Genomic DNA, 15,943 nt, shown 5'->3' with positions numbered 1-15,943 from the left:
ATATTAATAGAATCTATAAAAAAATCAAGCCAAAAAAGTTACAAAAATATCATGTATAATATTAAGCATGTGGTTAGAAATTATTTACAAAAGATTAATAAAAATCCTTCTTTTTTTATTTGTCATTGTTTACTTTACCCTTTCTAATACATACGAAGAGGAATTTAAAAATCTATCCTTAGCTTTTGCAGGGGATCTTTTTCTCCAAAAACATTTATCAAATTCTTATTATGATCCATCAAGCAAGAAATATTATTTTCCTCCTGATATATTTGAAGAAATAGAGGAATATATTAGAAAAGATTTTTCTTCCATTGTGATTGATACTCCTATTGCCTCAAATATATTTCAAGTATCAGGTTACCCCCTATTTAACGCTCCAGTAGAAATTTTAGATCTTCTTAAAAAAAGTGGATTTAATATTATGATTCTGTCAACAAATCACATATTTGATAAGGGTGAAATAGGACTAACAGCTACAATAGAGAATATAAAAAAGAGAGGATTATATTATGTGGGTGCATATACCTCAGAAGAGGACAGTAAAAATTTCCTTGTTTTATCTAAAAACGGCATAAAAGCAGGAATTCTTGCATATACATTTAGCATCAACGGTTTTAGTTTACCTAAAAACAAAGAATATATGGTTAATCTCATAAATGAGGACAAAATCAAAGAAGATATAAGAAAGATAAAGAATTTAGTTGACTTTACAATCATTTATCTACATTGGGGATACATAGAATACTCTGAAAAACTTGAATCCTATCAAAAATCGCTTGCTAAAAAAATAATATCATGGGGTGGAGACTTGATAGTAGGAAGTCACCCCCATTCAGTAAGACCTTACGAGAAGATAAATGGAAAATGGTGTTTTTATTCATTGGGGAATTTTTTCACAGACCAATATGGACTAAATATACCTCAAGTAAAATTTGGATTAATATTAAATATAACATTGAATAAGTATAAAAATAAAACCTTTATCATTAGAAAAGAGATAATACCTATATTCATTTCAAAGACCACAAAGGATAAAAATAATCCTCATAGATATAAGGTTATAAAAGCAGAGAAAATAACTAATTTGACATATGTAGAATCTGATTCTAAAATATACTTAAAAAAAGTCCTTAATTATATATCGAAAGGGGAATAAATTTATGAGAGAAAAAGCTATGGCTATCCTTTTAATATTTATAGGTCTCCTTTTGCTCCTAAGTAATTTTGGGATTCTTTCAGGAAATCTCTTCCTTTTAATTATTAGTGTCATATTTTTGTTTTCATATTATAGATTTAACAGAAATATAGGATTTCTCATTCCAGGATGTATCTTATTAAGTATAGCTTTATTTAATATTTTACAATCCCTATACACTATCAACCCTGTATATATCATTTCATTTATAGGATTTGGATTTCTAATGATTTTCTTTATTCATTCATCTAAAAAAGAGTACTCCTATGCAGAAAAGTACTGGTCTATATATCCAGGAATCATCCTTATCTCTTTTGGTATCATACTAGGATTAATATCAAAATCCCCAGAATACATGAGATATTTATTTCCCATACTTCTTATAGTTATTGGAGTTTTACTACTTTTTCGCTCTTTAAGATAATCAGTTTATCCTAATATTACAAACTTCAAAAAGTAAACACCAAAGAAAATAAGAGAAAAAGATGCTAAATACAATATAATCTTGTAAAATTTATTCCAAAAAGGAAAAGATAAGCCTTGTCCTATAAAGCCAATAAAAATATACCACACAAAATCAGAAAGGATATGACCTAAATAAAAACTTAAAATTCCCAACATAAAAAAACTCCTTGCTTGTCCGAGAAAGGTTACTCCTACTGTAATCCACCATATCAGCCAATAAGGATTTGATAAAGAAACAAGAGCACCAGCCAAAGGAAGGGAAATTTTTATAGGATCAGAATTCTTTAAATCTAAACTACTTTTTTTAATAAGGGATATTAATAGAGATATACCCGTATAAATCAAAAATATACTTCCTAAAAAAGTAAAACTTTTTAAAAAAATTGGATCTTGAAGAAAAGATTGTAAACCTAAGAGCAGAAGTATAATAAGAACAGCTTCCAACATAGCATGCCCAAAAACTATTTTGATAGAGTCCTTCCAACCTTTAAGACTACACTGTGTAATTACCATTGTCATCATAGGACCAGGAGCTGACGCCCCTGAAAATCCTACTACAAAACTAGTGATGAATAAATTAAATACAACCATTCTTCACACTCCATTCTATATTTAATCTTCTAAAATACTTCTTCATATCATCTAAAAAATTCTCTTCCACTTTTATAAGATGAGAATCACATTTACAGTCTGATGACCCAAAGCGAGGAACTTTCTCTCCATCTATCAAAGATGCAATCTTACATTCCCATTCTTTACAAAGATGATCATTATATAAGGCTTCTCTTACTCTAACAAAAGGAGATTCCAATAGATAGTCAATATGCCAATATAATTTTTTATTTTTACTAAGATGCCTTTTTATTCTTTTCTCCATACTATTTTGTGCTGATCCTACATAGATATAAAGGCCCCTATTAAATTTTATAACTCCAAGTCGCCCTACCCTACACTCTATATCTTTTTCTACCTCAACAACCAAAAGATATATTCCTTTCATAATTAAATTCTAATAACCTTATAAGAATTTGGTTCCAATCTGATTTTCATTTCTTTATCCTTATTTACTAATGTTACCTCAGTTCTATAGGATAAAAAGGACTCTAAAATACAATAACCATTATCATACAAAAACATTCCTATTTTTTCATCTCCTTTGAAATAAATACCTAATTTATTCAAAAATATTTTTCTTATTTCATTAAGTACCTCTATGGGTAACAGATAAATATCTGAATAATTATCGGGAATATTTAAAACATAGATCCTTCCCTTTCCATAAAAATCTCTGAGAAGAATAGGAAAATTATTTTCTCCATTAATTCCTACAATTATTGGCCAAGAAGAATTAGTGTGATACTCAATAATCGGGAAAATAATTTCCTTACGAGAATATACATATTTACTAAAACCAGTCATAGCAGGATCTATAGCAAATAAACTTAATAATACTTTTTTATCTGTATATTTTATTGATGTAAAATCCTCCATATTTCTACCCAATCTTCTCAAAAAACCAGATGTAATGATCACATCTCCACCACTAAGAAGAAAACTTTTTAATTTATTTAAAATTTCCCTATCTTCAACAGAATTCTCAGGTAAAAATAAAATATTTGTATCAATAGGAAAATAAGGTGTAGGATCAAAGGGTATCCCAATCATTCCTAAATAAGAAGAGAGATGATTCTCACCATCAGAATGAAATGGATGATAAACCTTGACACCAATTGGGTTTCCTAACTCTGAAAGATATTCATCCAACCTATCAAGCTCTAAGGAAAGGGAAGGAATAAAAGTTGATCTCCTTAAAGAACTAAAATCAAAAAGAGTAATTTCTTTAGCTTTAGAGAAAAGAGTAAGATGCGCTTGTTCTATATACTGATTTAAGTTACATTCAAAAGAATCGAACCATCCTCCTTTATTTTTCTCTGGTTTTACATTTTCGAACCATCTCATTAAATAATAACTTAAGTAACGAGGAAGATGTTGTTGTGTATATTTAGGATCTCTTGTCTCTGTCCCGGTATATAACTCATCAAAAATATCTTTTTGAGATTCAGGATTATAACCATTTTGATAATATGAATCTATCCAATTAGGATACTTTATAATCATATTAACCTTTGGATTTACTTTCTTAGCTGGTCCTACCACATAATTTTGAGATATCTCCGTCATTAAGTTAAGTCTATATTCTTTCCATGATAATTTTCCTTTTCTTTCTATACATTCAGGACAAGAACAACTTGTAAAATAAAAATCATCAAGAATAACCTCATCAAAAATTGAAGCAGTATACTCTACAATTTCTCTTAATCTATTTTTCAATATTTCGTTGGAATAACAAAATGTATGAAAAATTCTCAAATCATGAACCAGATCACCAGGAAGATCTATCGTAGTTGTGATTCCCCCCGATGTTTTAATTCCCTTTTTATCAAAAAACTCTTTTATTTCAAGAATTTTCTCCATAGGAACATCATCCTTTCCTCTATGAGTTTCCAGATATACTTTATTTATTTTTAAGTATCTTTCAAAAAAAGCAAAATCTTCCTCCAATTCTCTTAAAGAAACTTTATTTAAAAATGGGGCAGTACAATATATGGCCAGAGAAAAATTCTTATACATACTTAACCTCCCACAAATTCATAAATAAAATTTAAAATTTATTATTTCGTTATTATATTATTGAAAATAATTACCCACAATATATAATAGTGAATAAAATTTGTACAGCTAATTACTTTTATTGAGGAGGGAAAAATGGATTTAAAAACAGTAAAAAATGAGGTAAAGAAACACCTTACAGAGAAAATTATACCTTTTTGGACAAAACTCATGGATAAAGAAAATGGAGGATACATAGGATATGTTTCTTTTGATTTAAAGAAAGACCCTTACGCTCACAAAAGCTTAGTCTTAACTACAAGAATATTATGGTTTTTTTCTGCTGTATATAATCTTACAAAAGAAGAAGATATTATTCCTTATATGAATCACGCTTACAACTTCTTAATACAAAAATTTTGGGACCATAAAAACAAAGGTTTTTATTGGATGGTAGACTACAAAGGAGATCCTGTTGATAAAAGAAAACATATATATGGGCAAGCTTTTAGTATCTACGCATTATCAGAATTTTATAAATCCACAAAAAAGGATGAAGCTCTCAATATTGCATTGGAAACTTATAACATCATAGAGGAAAAGTGTAAAGATGAATACGCTTATATAGAAGAGTTTGATGAATACTGGAATCCAAAAGAAAATAAAGCTATTAGTGAATATGGAATAATAGCTGAAAAAAGCATGAATTCTCTACTTCATATATTGGAGGCTTATACTAATCTTTATATAACATGGCCTAATGAGAACCTTAAGAAAAATATAGAAAATCTTGTAATAATTTTTAAGGATAAGATTTTTAACCCAGAGACAAAACATTTAGGTGTTTTCTTTGATAGAAAATTGAATCCTATAATTGATGCCATTTCATACGGACATGATATTGAAGCAACTTGGTTATTAGATGAAGCTTTAAAATATATTGATGATACTAATCTTAAAGAAGAGATTAGTAGAATAACCTTAGAGATTGCTGAAAAAGTATTAGAAGAAGCCTTTGAAAATGATAGTTTAATTAATGAGAAAGTAAGAAATATATTAGATAAAAGTAGAATTTGGTGGGTTGAAGCAGAAGCCTTAGTTGGTTTTTTAAATGCATATCAAAAGTCAAGAGAAGAAAAATTTTTAAATGCAGCAATAGCACTTTGGGAATTTATTAAAAATTATATGGCAGATCAAAGACCAGATAGTGAATGGTTCTGGAAACTTGATGAAAATTATATTCCAGCCCCTATGCCTATAGTAGAACCTTGGAAATGTCCTTATCATAATGGAAGAATGTGTATAGAAGTAATAAAAAGAATAAGTGAAGACTAAATATTTTTAGAGCATTAAAGAGCAGAAATTACAAGTTATATTTTACTGGTCAAGCTATATCTCTTATTGGCACATGGATCCAATCTACAGCCTTGAGTTGGTTAGTTTATAGATTAACAAATTCATCAGTTTTATTAGGCACTACTGCTTTTTTATCCCAAACACCTAATATCTTTTTATCACCGGTTATAGGTGTATTTTTAGACAGATTTAGTAAACATAGAATTCTCATAATAACCCAATTTTTACTTATGTTACAAGCTCTTATTTTATCTATTCTCACTCTTACAAATCAAATTCAAATTTGGCATATTCTTCTATTAAGCCTTATTTTAGGTATTTTTAATTCTATTGATGCTCCTACAAGGCAATCCTTCGTTATGGAGATGGTGGAAAGAGAAGAGGATCTAAGTAATGCTATTGCATTAAACTCCTTTTTATTTAATAGTGCTCGCTTAATAGGGCCAAGCATTGGAGGTTTTCTTATTTCATTTCTTGGGGAAGGAATATGCTTTACGATAAATGCAATTAGTTATTTAGCAGTTGTTATTGCTCTACTTTTCATGAGAGTAAAACCAATAACCTCAACAAGAACTTCCCATCTCGTTTCTGAACTAAAAGAGGGATTTTACTATGTCTTTAAAACATTAGTAGTAAGACACATTTTAATATTTATTGCATTATCAAGTTTACTTTCATCAGTCTATAGTGTATTATTACCTATCTTTGCAAAAGATATACTGCATGGAGGCCCTGAAACTCTTGGAATACTAACTAGCTCAATAGGTGCAGGAGCGCTTTTTGGCGCCATATTCCTTGCAGGAAGGCAAAAAATAAAGGGTATTGAAAAATTTATATCCCAATCTTTTGGTACAGCAGGTTTAGGTCTTTTAGCTCTTTCCTTATCAAGAAATTTATATTTATCCCTTTTATCATTATTCATAACTGGATTAAGTTTTATGCTTATTAGTGTTTGTAGTAATACATTAATCCAATCTATTATTGATAACAACATAAGAGGGAGAGTTATGAGTATCTATGTAATGTTCTTCATGGGAGCTATGCCTATCGGTAGTTATTTAGGAGGATACCTATCCAAGTTCGTAGGCCCAGTGTACACAATCCATTTAAGTAGTGTCTTATGTTTCGCATCTTGCATCTTGTATACTCATCGTCTCATCTCATTGAGATCCTATATTTATGAAATATTAGAAAAGAAACACCTAAATTAAGTGATTAAAAACTCTCCTTCTTTAAGTACAAAACTAAACTCTTTTTTAAAAGTTTTAACAATAATCTTCTTTATAGAACTCTCATATCCCTTCTTTAAAAATTTTATACCTAAATATTGATCACCATCTTTCATAAATGTATAAAATTCAATCAAATTGAACTCTCCCTTTTCATAATTCCATGAGACTCCATCATCTTCATAATACAAAAACTTTCCTTCTCCTTGAGTAATTTTTAAATAAAGATTTTCTTGTTTCTTTTCTCCCACATAATTTTGCACATTCCACATAGGAATAATACTTCCCTCTTTTAAGAATAAAGGAATCCTATTTAAAGGAGCAAAAACTTTTATAATACTTTCCCCTCTATACCTTTTTCCAGTATAAAAATCAAACCAAAAACCCTTAGGAAGATATACCTCTCTTTCTCTTTTGCCCCTTAGGTATACTGGAGCTACAAGGATAAATGGACCAAACATAAATTCATCCTCATGAGATAAAACTTCTTCATCTTGGAATTCTAAAATAAAACTCCTAATTAATGGAATACCCTTTTCCTTTGCCTCATAAAACAAAGAATAAATATAGGGAATCAATTGGTACCTAAGATTAATATATTCTTTAGTAATTTTTTCTATTTCTTCTCCAAAACTCCATGGTTCTTGATCTCTTGTATTCTTAGCAGTATGTATTCTAAAAAAAGGATAGAAAACACCCAGCTGAATCCATCGTATAAAAAGCTCTTTCTCACAATCTCTCCAAAAACCCCCCACATCTTCACCAACAAAAGGAACTCCAGAGATCGATAAATTTTGAAGAGTTACTATACTGGAATAAAGATTCTCCCATGTACTTTTGTTGTCACCACACCACACTGCTGAATATTTCTGAATACCTGAAAAGCCAGCTCTACTCAATATAAAAGGTCTTACCTCTTTATTAATCTCTCTAAACCCCTCAAAAGTTGACTTTGTCATCAAAAGCCCATAAACATTATGTACTTTATTATGTATAAAAATTTCATCATCACCATGTACTACATCTTGAGGTAATGTCTTTTCTTTTATCTGCTTAATTCTTTCTTCAAAATTTTTAGCCTTAAATGGATCTGGAGGTTCTTTAAAATGAAAAACATGAAACAATAATTTCATCATGTAATAGCCAAATTTAGAAAAATTGGAGGGTTCATTCATGTCATTCCAAAAACCATATATACCGTTGTCTATAAACCATTTATGTTTTTCGCCCCACCATTTTCTAACCTTCTCCTTGAAAAAATCTGGGAATACTGTTTTCCCAGGCCATACATACCCTACAAAAATTTCTCCCGTTCTTTTCTTGCAAAAAAGTCCATCCTTTAACCCTTCAATATAAATCTTATACTTTTTATCTACCTTTATCCCAGGATCTATAATAATAACAACCTTAAAGCCTAATTTTTTTAAATCCTCAATCATCTTTTCAAAATTAGGAAACCTTTTTCTATTAACCGTAAATACCCTATAACCTTCCATATAATCAATATCTAAATATAAAGCATCACATGGAATATTCTTTTTTCTAAACAATTCAGCAATTTTATAAACCTTATACTCTGAATCATAACTCCATCTGGATTGGTGTAAACCTAAAGACCATAAAGGGGGCATATAGCACCTACCTGTAAGATAAGTATAATTCTCTATAACTTCCTTAGGTGAAGGGCCAAATATAAAATAATAATCTAATTCATCATCTTCGGTAAAAAAATAATAGTAATTTTTACTTTCAAATCCCATATCAAAATAACTAAAAGCTGTACTATCATAGAAAAGCCCATAACTCAAATCTGAGTATGCTAGAAGAAAGGGATGGGATTGATATAATGGATCTCTTTCAAATTCATGATTTGGTTCATCTGTATTCCAGTTTATGATCCTTTTACCCTTTTTATTAAGTGATCCCAACCTTTCTCCAAATCCAAGAAAAGCTTTCTCTCTTCCCATCTCTTTATATGAATATATACCATTCCCTTTCTTTACATAACCCAAATCCATATAATCAGAGATTATTAAATTACCTTTCCTATCATATATTTGTACTTTACTCGGATTTTTATATATCCTAATATCCAAATCTGAAGTTAAAAAATAATGAGCCCTATTGTCCTCCCTATGTTCAAAGTCGACTTCCTTAAATTTTTCCAGGCTAACACAAAAAGAATTATTCTTCTTCCAAATTCTATCTTTTGAGAAATGAAATCTCACTATTTTGGGGGTTATAAATTCAATCTTGAGAAGTTCATTATTATATTCAACAATCTCCATATTCGTTAAATACCCCCCCTAAGGATATTTTTTGTAGTTTAGTTTAATATATTTTATAAAAAATAAAAAGGGGAGAAAGTAAAATTTTCTCCCCTTTCATTCAATAATCTTATTTATTGACCAATTAACCCATTTCTACTGTTACCTGATGAATTTTTCCATCATTAAAAACAGGTAATAAATTCCCTTCTATCTCTTTTCCATCCAATAATATTCTTTTAACACCCTTTGAGACTCCTTTACTATTTTCTATCTTTATATCATACACAGCACCTCTGAATTTTCTAACTACTCTAAATTCTCTCCAATCAGGAGGAATACAGGGATCTATTCTGAGACCATCATAATCTGGTCTTATACCCAATACAAATTGGGATATTAACACAAAAGCCCAAGATGCAGTACCGGTAAGCCATGAATTTTTACCTTCTCCATGTCTTTTAGCATCTTTTCCTGCTACCATTTGACAATATACATAAGGTTCCATTTTATGGATCTCACTTTCATCCTCAAAATATGCAGGTGTAATCTTCCTATATACCTCAAAGGCTCTTTTCCCTCTACCTATTACCGTCTCTCCTATACCTACCCAAGGATTATTATGGCAAAATATTCCTGCATTTTCCTTGTATCCTGGTGGATAAGAAGAGATCTCGCCCAATTCTATATAATATCTGGAATAAGCTGGCTGTTGTAAAACCATACCATATTTGGTATCTAAATACTTAATACAAGAATCTAAAGCAGATTTAGCTTTTTCATCTTCCACTCCAATTCCCGCCATAGTACATATACCTTGAGGTTCTATAAATATTTTCCCTTCCTCACATTCTTTGCTTCCTACTTTTCTACCAAAATAATCATAAGCCCTTAAAAACCATTCTCCATCCCATCCATACTTGTTAATCGCTTCAATCATTTGCTTACTTGCTTCTTCAGCCCACTTAGCCTCTTCTTCCTCTCCCATTTCTTTACACATTCTTATATAATCTGGTGTAGCATATACGAAAAGCCCTGCTATAAATACTGACTCTGCAGTACCCCCTTCTACATTAGAAGTAGTCTGGAAAGATTCATCAGGGGTTTTTGAGAAACAATTAAGATTAAGACAATCATTCCAGTCTGCTCTTCCTATAAGAGGCAAACCATGTGGTCCTAAATTATTTGTTACATGATGATAAGCTTTCTTAATATGTTCAAATAGTGTACCTTTCCTATTCTCATCATTATTATAAGGAATTATTTCTTTTAATATATTAAAATCCCCAGTCTCTTTTATATAAGCTCCTGTGGAAAGAATAATCCACAAAGGATCATCATTAAAACCACTTCCTATATCATTGTTCCCTCTCTTTGTCAATGGTTGATATTGATGATAACAACTCCCATCTTCAAACATAGTTGAAGCAAGATCCAAAATTCTCTCCCTTACTCTATTTGGAATCATATGAACAGAACCTAAGATATCTTGATTTGAATCTCTAAAACCTATTCCTCTGCTTATTCCCGATTCAAAATACGATGCACTTCTTGCTACATTAAAGGTAATCATACATTGATACTGATTCCATATATTAACCATCCTTGAAAGAATTTCATCATCATGATTAATTTGATATTTTGATAATATCTCGTCCCAATACTCTTTTAATTCTAAAAAGGCATTATCAACAGATCTTACATCTTTAAATCTTTCTATCATTTCATAAGCTCTTCTCTTATTAATTACCCCAGGCCTTTCCCATTTTTCCTCATCAGGATTTTCAACATAACCTAATATAAATACAAAATCCTTAGATTCACCAGGTTCTAAATTAACCTCAATATAATGAGATGCAATAGGTGCCCATCCTTCTGCCACTGAGTTAAATGCCCTTCCTTCAACAACAGCTCTTGGTTCATCAAAACCATTGTACATACCTATAAATGTATCTCTGTCTGTATCAAAACCCTGAATTGGAACATTTACAGAATAAAAAGCAAAATGATTTCTTCTCTCCCTATATTCCGTCTTGTGATATATAACTGATCCTTCTACTTCTACTTCACCGGTAGAAAGATTTCTCTGAAAATTAGTCTGATCATCCCAAGCATTCCATAGACACCATTCCACAAAAGAAAAGAGCTTTAAATATCTCTTAGTATTAGAATTATTTTTTAATGTCAATTTATGTATCTCACCATTAAACTTCAAAGGCACAAAAAAAAGTATCTCAGCAGAAATTCCGTTCTTCTCCCCCGATATCTTTGTATATGATAACCCATGTCTACACTCATATTTATCTAAATCCTTTTTTGTGGGCTTCCATGATGGATTCCAAAAATCTCCATCTTCCCAAATATAGAAATATCTTCCACCATTATCCAAGGGCACATTATTGTACCTAAATCTTAATATTCTTCTAAGCCTTGCATCCTTGTAGAAACAATAACCTCCTGCTGTATTTGAAATTATGGAAAAGAAATCCTCAACCCCCAAATAGTTAATCCAAGGAAACGGAGTTTGAGGGGTTGTTATAACATACTCCCTATTTTTATCATCAAAATATCCAAATCTCATTTTTAATTCTCCTCCTTTATCCCATAATTACTATTATCTCATTATCATCTTTTAAATCTTCTTCTAAAATAAAATTACCCTCAACCTCTCTTCCATTGAGGTTAATAGCTTTCACACCCTTCTGTACCCCATTTGGATTTTCCACTTTAATCCTCAATTTTTTACCCCTAAAGACTTTCTCTATATAAAATTCTTTCCAATGAGATGGTACACAAGGATCGATCACTATACCGTCATAATCAGGCTTAATTCCAAGTATTCCTTCTACAGCAGCTACCATCATGCTGGAGGCAGTACCAGTTAACCAATGAACATGTGCTCTCCCATGATAAGGACTATCCTTTCCTTCCACAAACTGACAATGGACATAAGGCTCTGCTTCCCTTATCTCTGCTTTATCATTCATATTGGCTGGATTTACTTCTTGATAATATTTGAAGGCTCTATCTCCATTACCAAGAATGGTCTCTGCTTTTATAAGCCATCCTTGGGGATGGCAGAAAATCCCTGCATTTTCCTTCATACCTGGATTGAAGAGAATCATTCTAAATACAGGAAATCCCCAAGTTCTTACAGGTGGATACATAATCATAGCTCCATAGTCAGTATTAAGTATTTTTTCCACATTATCCATTGAAATCTTTGCTTGTTCTTCTGTAGCCACCCCACTTAATACAGCCCAAACCTGTGGATTAAGCCAGAAACTCGCCTCATTGTTATTCCTAGACCCTATAACTTCATCTCCTATAAATCCTCTTACAAACCTGTCTCCTTCCCAAGCATATTTCTGTATGTTTTCATATAATTTAAGGGCTTCCTTTTCAGCCCATTCTACATCTTCTTTTTTACCTTTTCTTTCAGCAAACTCAGCAAATATCTTTAGTGCAAGATACAATTGCATGGATGCAAAAACTGTCTCTCCTTCTTCACCAAGTCTTAAAGTATCATTCCAATCAGCATCTAATCCAAAAGTCAATCCGTGCTTACCCAATTTACTAAGAGAGAATAAAATACCTTTTCTTAAATGTTCATATACTGTATCTTCCCCATAATCAGAATAAGGTATTACCTCATCCAAAAATGCCAAATCTCCAGTTTCTTTAATGTATTGCCTTATGGTAATATACAGCCACAAATGGTCATCACATCTATATTCAGTATATCCAGTTCTCTTTACATAATACGGATTATCCAATGATAAGCCTTGATTAGGTTTAATCTCATAATCAAAAAATACTAAAGGCAAAGCTACCCCTTTAGATGTTTGTCCCGCTAACATAAGTCTTAACCTTTTCTTTGCCTCTTGTGGTTCGAGATGAATTATTCCTTGTATATCTTGTACAGTATCCCTATATCCGTATCCATCTCTCTGCCCCACATAAATCATGGAAGCAGCTCTTGACCAGAAGAAAGTAATAAAACATTGATATGCATTCCATATATTAACCATAGTATCAAAGTTCTCATCTGGAGTCTTAACTTTAAAGCCTTCAAGTTTTGATTGCCAATAATTCTTAAGTTCATTCCACTCCTTCTCAACTATACCTTTTTCTTTATATTTTGCCAGAACCTTTCTACCTGTAGCTTCTGCTCCTTGACCAAGTACATATATTACTTCTCTTTCTTCTCCTGGTTCTAAATCTAAAACAACTTGAGTACCAGCACAACTATTTTTACCATAATTTAGACTATTACTACACATTCCTCTTTCCACTGCAATAGGATTTGAGTAATCTCTGTAACTTCCTATAAATATGTCTCTGTCACCATCATAAGAAACAACTTTCTCTCCAATCACTCCAAAAAATCTGTTAAATCTTCTACCACTTATTCCTTCTTCTTGAGGTATAACTTTACCAATTTCTGAATAATTTTCATTTATTGTCTGTATTATAAGATTATCTTTATAATAGGTTTTAGATATATAAAGGGTATATTGCATATTTACTAAATCTTGAGTTTCATTAGGTTCATTTGTAAATTCTGCATAACTAAAAAGGGAAATCTTTCTTTTTCTTCCACTATTATTTCTAACTTTTATTGCCCATACTTCATACAGTTCATTTAAGGGGACATAATATAAGGTCTCAGTTTCTATACCATCGTATTTTGAAGTTATAATCGTATAAAGAATACCATGTCTACATATAGATTCATACTTTGATAAATCTTTTTTTACAGGAAGCCAAGACGCGGACCAATAATCTCCATTCTCCATATCCCTAAGATATATATATCTTCCAGGAGCTGTAGTAGGTGGAACATTGAATCTTCCTCTTAATATTCTTCCGCTTGCCCCTGATTTGACGAAACTATAACCCTGAGCGTTATTAGTAATAATAGCTCCATATTCTAAAGATCCAAGATAATTAGTCCATTCTCTCGGAGTATCAGGCCTGGTAATAACATATTCTTTTCTCTCATCATCAAAATATCCAAATCTCATGAATAAACCCCCTTATCTATTTAATTTTTCATAAACTTTATTAAGAAACCAGTTATAATTTCATCAAGAAACTTTTATTTAATATTTATAGTACAGATTTAGATAGCATATGTCAATAAGGGGATTAAACTAATTACAAAAAAAGTCTGGAAAGATAAATTAATATCCCTCCAGCCCTTAAAAAATACCTTTTGTAAAATTAAAATTTTATTAAGATCTTGCCTTTTTAATTTCTTCTATATAGTTTTTTGCTCTCTCTGTTAATATTTCAAATTTTTTCTCTGCAATAACCTTTTTATCTACCAAATTTCCCCCAACTCCTACAAAACAGGCACCAGCCTTAATAAATTCTCCCACATTTTCCAAGTTTACTCCCCCTGTAGGAGATATTCTAATATATGGCATAGGTCCATGTATAGCTTTTATATATTTAGGTCCTAATGTATCTGCGGGAAAAAGCTTTACCACATCCGCTCCTTCTTCCCAAGCAGTTAATATTTCTGTAGGTGTATAAGCTCCAGAAACAGCTATTTTATCATACCTATGACATAAATTTATAATTTCTTTCTTTAAAACTGGAGAAACAATGAAATCTGCACCAGCGAGAATAGCCATTCTTGCAGTTTCAGGATCTAATACTGTACCCATACCAACTATGGCTTCTTTGCCAAGAACCTTCTTCACTTTTGGCAAATATTCTATAGCTAAAGGGACTGTCATTGTAATCTCTAAAGAAATAACTCCTCCGTCATATAAAGCTTTAGTCACATCCAATAAATCTTCGGGAGAATCTGTTCTTATTACCGCCACTATTCCACATTCTATCATTCTTTCTAAAATATCATATCGCCCCATAATAATTCCTCCCTACCTTTTAGATTCCTTTATAATTTTCTCTACCGCTTTAATCCACTTATGATTAGGATCATCATTAATAATTGATTCCCTTATGTCTCCTGCAAGTATCCAGAGATAGTAGAGTTGGTATCCAGGAGCAGAAACTACAGGATGATACCCTCTGTTTATTAGGAGTAAGGAATTATCTTCTATCAAATAAACATTATCTATATCCCTTTCAGGTGTATAAACCCTTTGCAACCCAAATCCATTAGGAGGATTTAATTTATAAAAATATACCTCCTCCATCTTCACCTCTTCAGGATAATTATTGGTATCATGCTTATGAGGTGGATAGCTGGACCAATTACCTGGAGGATTTATAGTCTCTCCAATTAATAACCTTTTTGCATTTATTCTCCTATCAATAATATCCTTTACATCTCTCCTCCAATTATGTACCCCCACATCTCTAATTATCACATCTTCAGGTTTGATTAATTTCACCTCTTCATCCGTTTTTACCCTTGTTTTACAAATGGCAATTTCCACATTTTCTAATGCTTCAATTTTCACCTCTTTATTATTAGGTATATAAAGGGCATAAGCATTTCCATCGAAAACATTTCTTCTTGCCCCTAAATTATCGTATTTTATATCATCTACAGTTATATTAAGCTTACCTGTCAATATAATAAGGCCAATTTCATAATCTTTTGAATTAAAAGAATAGGAATCTCCTTTCTCTCCTTTAAATATATCTAATTCTATGTATTCCATTTCACCTGGTTTCACAAGGGTGTTTAAGCCCTTCTCAAGAATAACCTTTCTAAACATATTTACTCCTCCTTTTTTATCACTAAAAAATAATAGAGGCATTATTGAATGATATAATGATTAACTTTTTTTGTCAAGAGTAAAAATAAAGCAAGCGTTTATTAAATCAATATTAAA

General features: G+C 31.1%; 12 protein-coding genes. 4 read left to right on the top strand and 8 right to left on the bottom strand.

Annotation, left to right across the window (positions count from 1 at the left end):
- Positions 1 to 67: 67 nt before the first annotated feature.
- Both ACY3JJ_RS03550 and ACY3JJ_RS03545 read left to right on the top strand, forming a co-directional pair.
- The gene (locus tag ACY3JJ_RS03550) at positions 68 to 1,159 is read left to right on the top strand and encodes a CapA family protein (RefSeq protein ID WP_463092415.1); all 1,092 of its coding nucleotides are present in this window, start codon (positions 68 to 70) and stop codon (positions 1,157 to 1,159) included.
- Between the two features lie 4 nt (positions 1,160 to 1,163).
- The gene (locus ACY3JJ_RS03545) at positions 1,164 to 1,622 is read left to right on the top strand and encodes a hypothetical protein (RefSeq protein WP_463092414.1); all 459 of its coding nucleotides are present in this window, start codon (positions 1,164 to 1,166) and stop codon (positions 1,620 to 1,622) included.
- Between the two features lie 5 nt (positions 1,623 to 1,627).
- On the opposite strand, the gene ACY3JJ_RS03540 is transcribed toward ACY3JJ_RS03545, so the two are convergent.
- The 3 genes from ACY3JJ_RS03540 to ACY3JJ_RS03530 are packed head-to-tail and all read right to left on the bottom strand — an operon-like array spanning position 1,628 to position 4,294.
- Entirely contained in the window at positions 1,628 to 2,254 is a 627-nt protein-coding gene (locus ACY3JJ_RS03540; RefSeq protein WP_463092413.1) for a LysE family transporter, read from the bottom strand.
- Entirely contained in the window at positions 2,241 to 2,663 is a 423-nt protein-coding gene (locus tag ACY3JJ_RS03535; RefSeq protein ID WP_463092412.1) for a GIY-YIG nuclease family protein, read from the bottom strand. The genes ACY3JJ_RS03540 and ACY3JJ_RS03535 overlap by 14 nt, the downstream gene beginning before the upstream one ends.
- Positions 2,664 to 2,665: 2 nt before the next feature.
- Positions 2,666 to 4,294 (bottom strand): permease, encoded by a 1,629-nt coding sequence (locus ACY3JJ_RS03530; RefSeq protein WP_463092411.1) that lies wholly within the window; start codon positions 4,292 to 4,294, stop codon positions 2,666 to 2,668.
- A gap of 135 nt (positions 4,295 to 4,429) precedes the next feature.
- Between ACY3JJ_RS03530 and ACY3JJ_RS03525 the strand changes: the two genes are divergently transcribed.
- Positions 4,430 to 5,608: an AGE family epimerase/isomerase gene (locus tag ACY3JJ_RS03525; RefSeq protein ID WP_463092410.1), complete on the top strand. Its 1,179-nt coding sequence runs from the start codon at positions 4,430 to 4,432 to the stop codon at positions 5,606 to 5,608.
- 2 nt (positions 5,609 to 5,610) lie between these two features.
- Positions 5,611 to 6,840 (top strand): MFS transporter, encoded by a 1,230-nt coding sequence (locus tag ACY3JJ_RS03520; RefSeq protein WP_463092579.1) that lies wholly within the window; start codon positions 5,611 to 5,613, stop codon positions 6,838 to 6,840.
- On the opposite strand, the gene ACY3JJ_RS03515 is transcribed toward ACY3JJ_RS03520, so the two are convergent.
- From ACY3JJ_RS03515 to iolB, 5 genes are all read right to left on the bottom strand, one after another.
- Positions 6,837 to 9,146: a glycoside hydrolase family 31 protein gene (locus ACY3JJ_RS03515; protein WP_463092409.1), complete on the bottom strand. Its 2,310-nt coding sequence runs from the start codon at positions 9,144 to 9,146 to the stop codon at positions 6,837 to 6,839. The two genes, ACY3JJ_RS03520 and ACY3JJ_RS03515, sit on opposite strands and share 4 nt — an antisense overlap.
- Positions 9,147 to 9,270: 124 nt before the next feature.
- Positions 9,271 to 11,706: a GH36-type glycosyl hydrolase domain-containing protein gene (locus tag ACY3JJ_RS03510; protein WP_463092408.1), complete on the bottom strand. Its 2,436-nt coding sequence runs from the start codon at positions 11,704 to 11,706 to the stop codon at positions 9,271 to 9,273.
- 16 nt (positions 11,707 to 11,722) lie between these two features.
- Positions 11,723 to 14,152, bottom strand: a complete 2,430-nt coding sequence (locus ACY3JJ_RS03505; RefSeq protein ID WP_463092407.1) for a GH36-type glycosyl hydrolase domain-containing protein — start codon at positions 14,150 to 14,152, stop codon at positions 11,723 to 11,725.
- A 210-nt stretch (positions 14,153 to 14,362) separates the two neighbouring features.
- Positions 14,363 to 15,007 (bottom strand): bifunctional 4-hydroxy-2-oxoglutarate aldolase/2-dehydro-3-deoxy-phosphogluconate aldolase, encoded by a 645-nt coding sequence (locus ACY3JJ_RS03500; protein ID WP_463092406.1) that lies wholly within the window; start codon positions 15,005 to 15,007, stop codon positions 14,363 to 14,365.
- Between the two features lie 12 nt (positions 15,008 to 15,019).
- Positions 15,020 to 15,826, bottom strand: coding sequence for a 5-deoxy-glucuronate isomerase (gene iolB / locus ACY3JJ_RS03495; protein ID WP_463092405.1), 807 nt, complete (start codon positions 15,824 to 15,826; stop codon positions 15,020 to 15,022).
- Positions 15,827 to 15,943 lie beyond the last annotated feature (117 nt).

The sequence above is a fragment of the Dictyoglomus sp. DH genome (genome assembly GCF_055181375.1).
The sequence above is the reverse complement of the archived record's forward strand: the minus strand, read 5'-3'. Positions and strand labels throughout refer to the sequence as shown.

What these genes read in the sequence shown, in the direction of transcription:
- ACY3JJ_RS03550 (WP_463092415.1), top strand. Translation starts at nt 68, where the DNA reads ATGTGGTTAGAAATTATTTACAAAAGATTAATAAAAATCCTTCTTTTT.
- ACY3JJ_RS03545 (WP_463092414.1), top strand. Translation starts at nt 1,164, where the DNA reads ATGAGAGAAAAAGCTATGGCTATCCTTTTAATATTTATAGGTCTCCTT.
- ACY3JJ_RS03540 (WP_463092413.1), bottom strand. Translation starts at nt 2,254, where the DNA reads ATGGTTGTATTTAATTTATTCATCACTAGTTTTGTAGTAGGATTTTCA.
- ACY3JJ_RS03535 (WP_463092412.1), bottom strand. Translation starts at nt 2,663, where the DNA reads ATGAAAGGAATATATCTTTTGGTTGTTGAGGTAGAAAAAGATATAGAG.
- ACY3JJ_RS03530 (WP_463092411.1), bottom strand. Translation starts at nt 4,294, where the DNA reads ATGTATAAGAATTTTTCTCTGGCCATATATTGTACTGCCCCATTTTTA.
- ACY3JJ_RS03525 (WP_463092410.1), top strand. Translation starts at nt 4,430, where the DNA reads ATGGATTTAAAAACAGTAAAAAATGAGGTAAAGAAACACCTTACAGAG.
- ACY3JJ_RS03515 (WP_463092409.1), bottom strand. Translation starts at nt 9,146, where the DNA reads ATGGAGATTGTTGAATATAATAATGAACTTCTCAAGATTGAATTTATA.
- ACY3JJ_RS03510 (WP_463092408.1), bottom strand. Translation starts at nt 11,706, where the DNA reads ATGAGATTTGGATATTTTGATGATAAAAATAGGGAGTATGTTATAACA.
- ACY3JJ_RS03505 (WP_463092407.1), bottom strand. Translation starts at nt 14,152, where the DNA reads ATGAGATTTGGATATTTTGATGATGAGAGAAAAGAATATGTTATTACC.
- ACY3JJ_RS03500 (WP_463092406.1), bottom strand. Translation starts at nt 15,007, where the DNA reads ATGGGGCGATATGATATTTTAGAAAGAATGATAGAATGTGGAATAGTG.
- iolB (WP_463092405.1), bottom strand. Translation starts at nt 15,826, where the DNA reads ATGTTTAGAAAGGTTATTCTTGAGAAGGGCTTAAACACCCTTGTGAAA.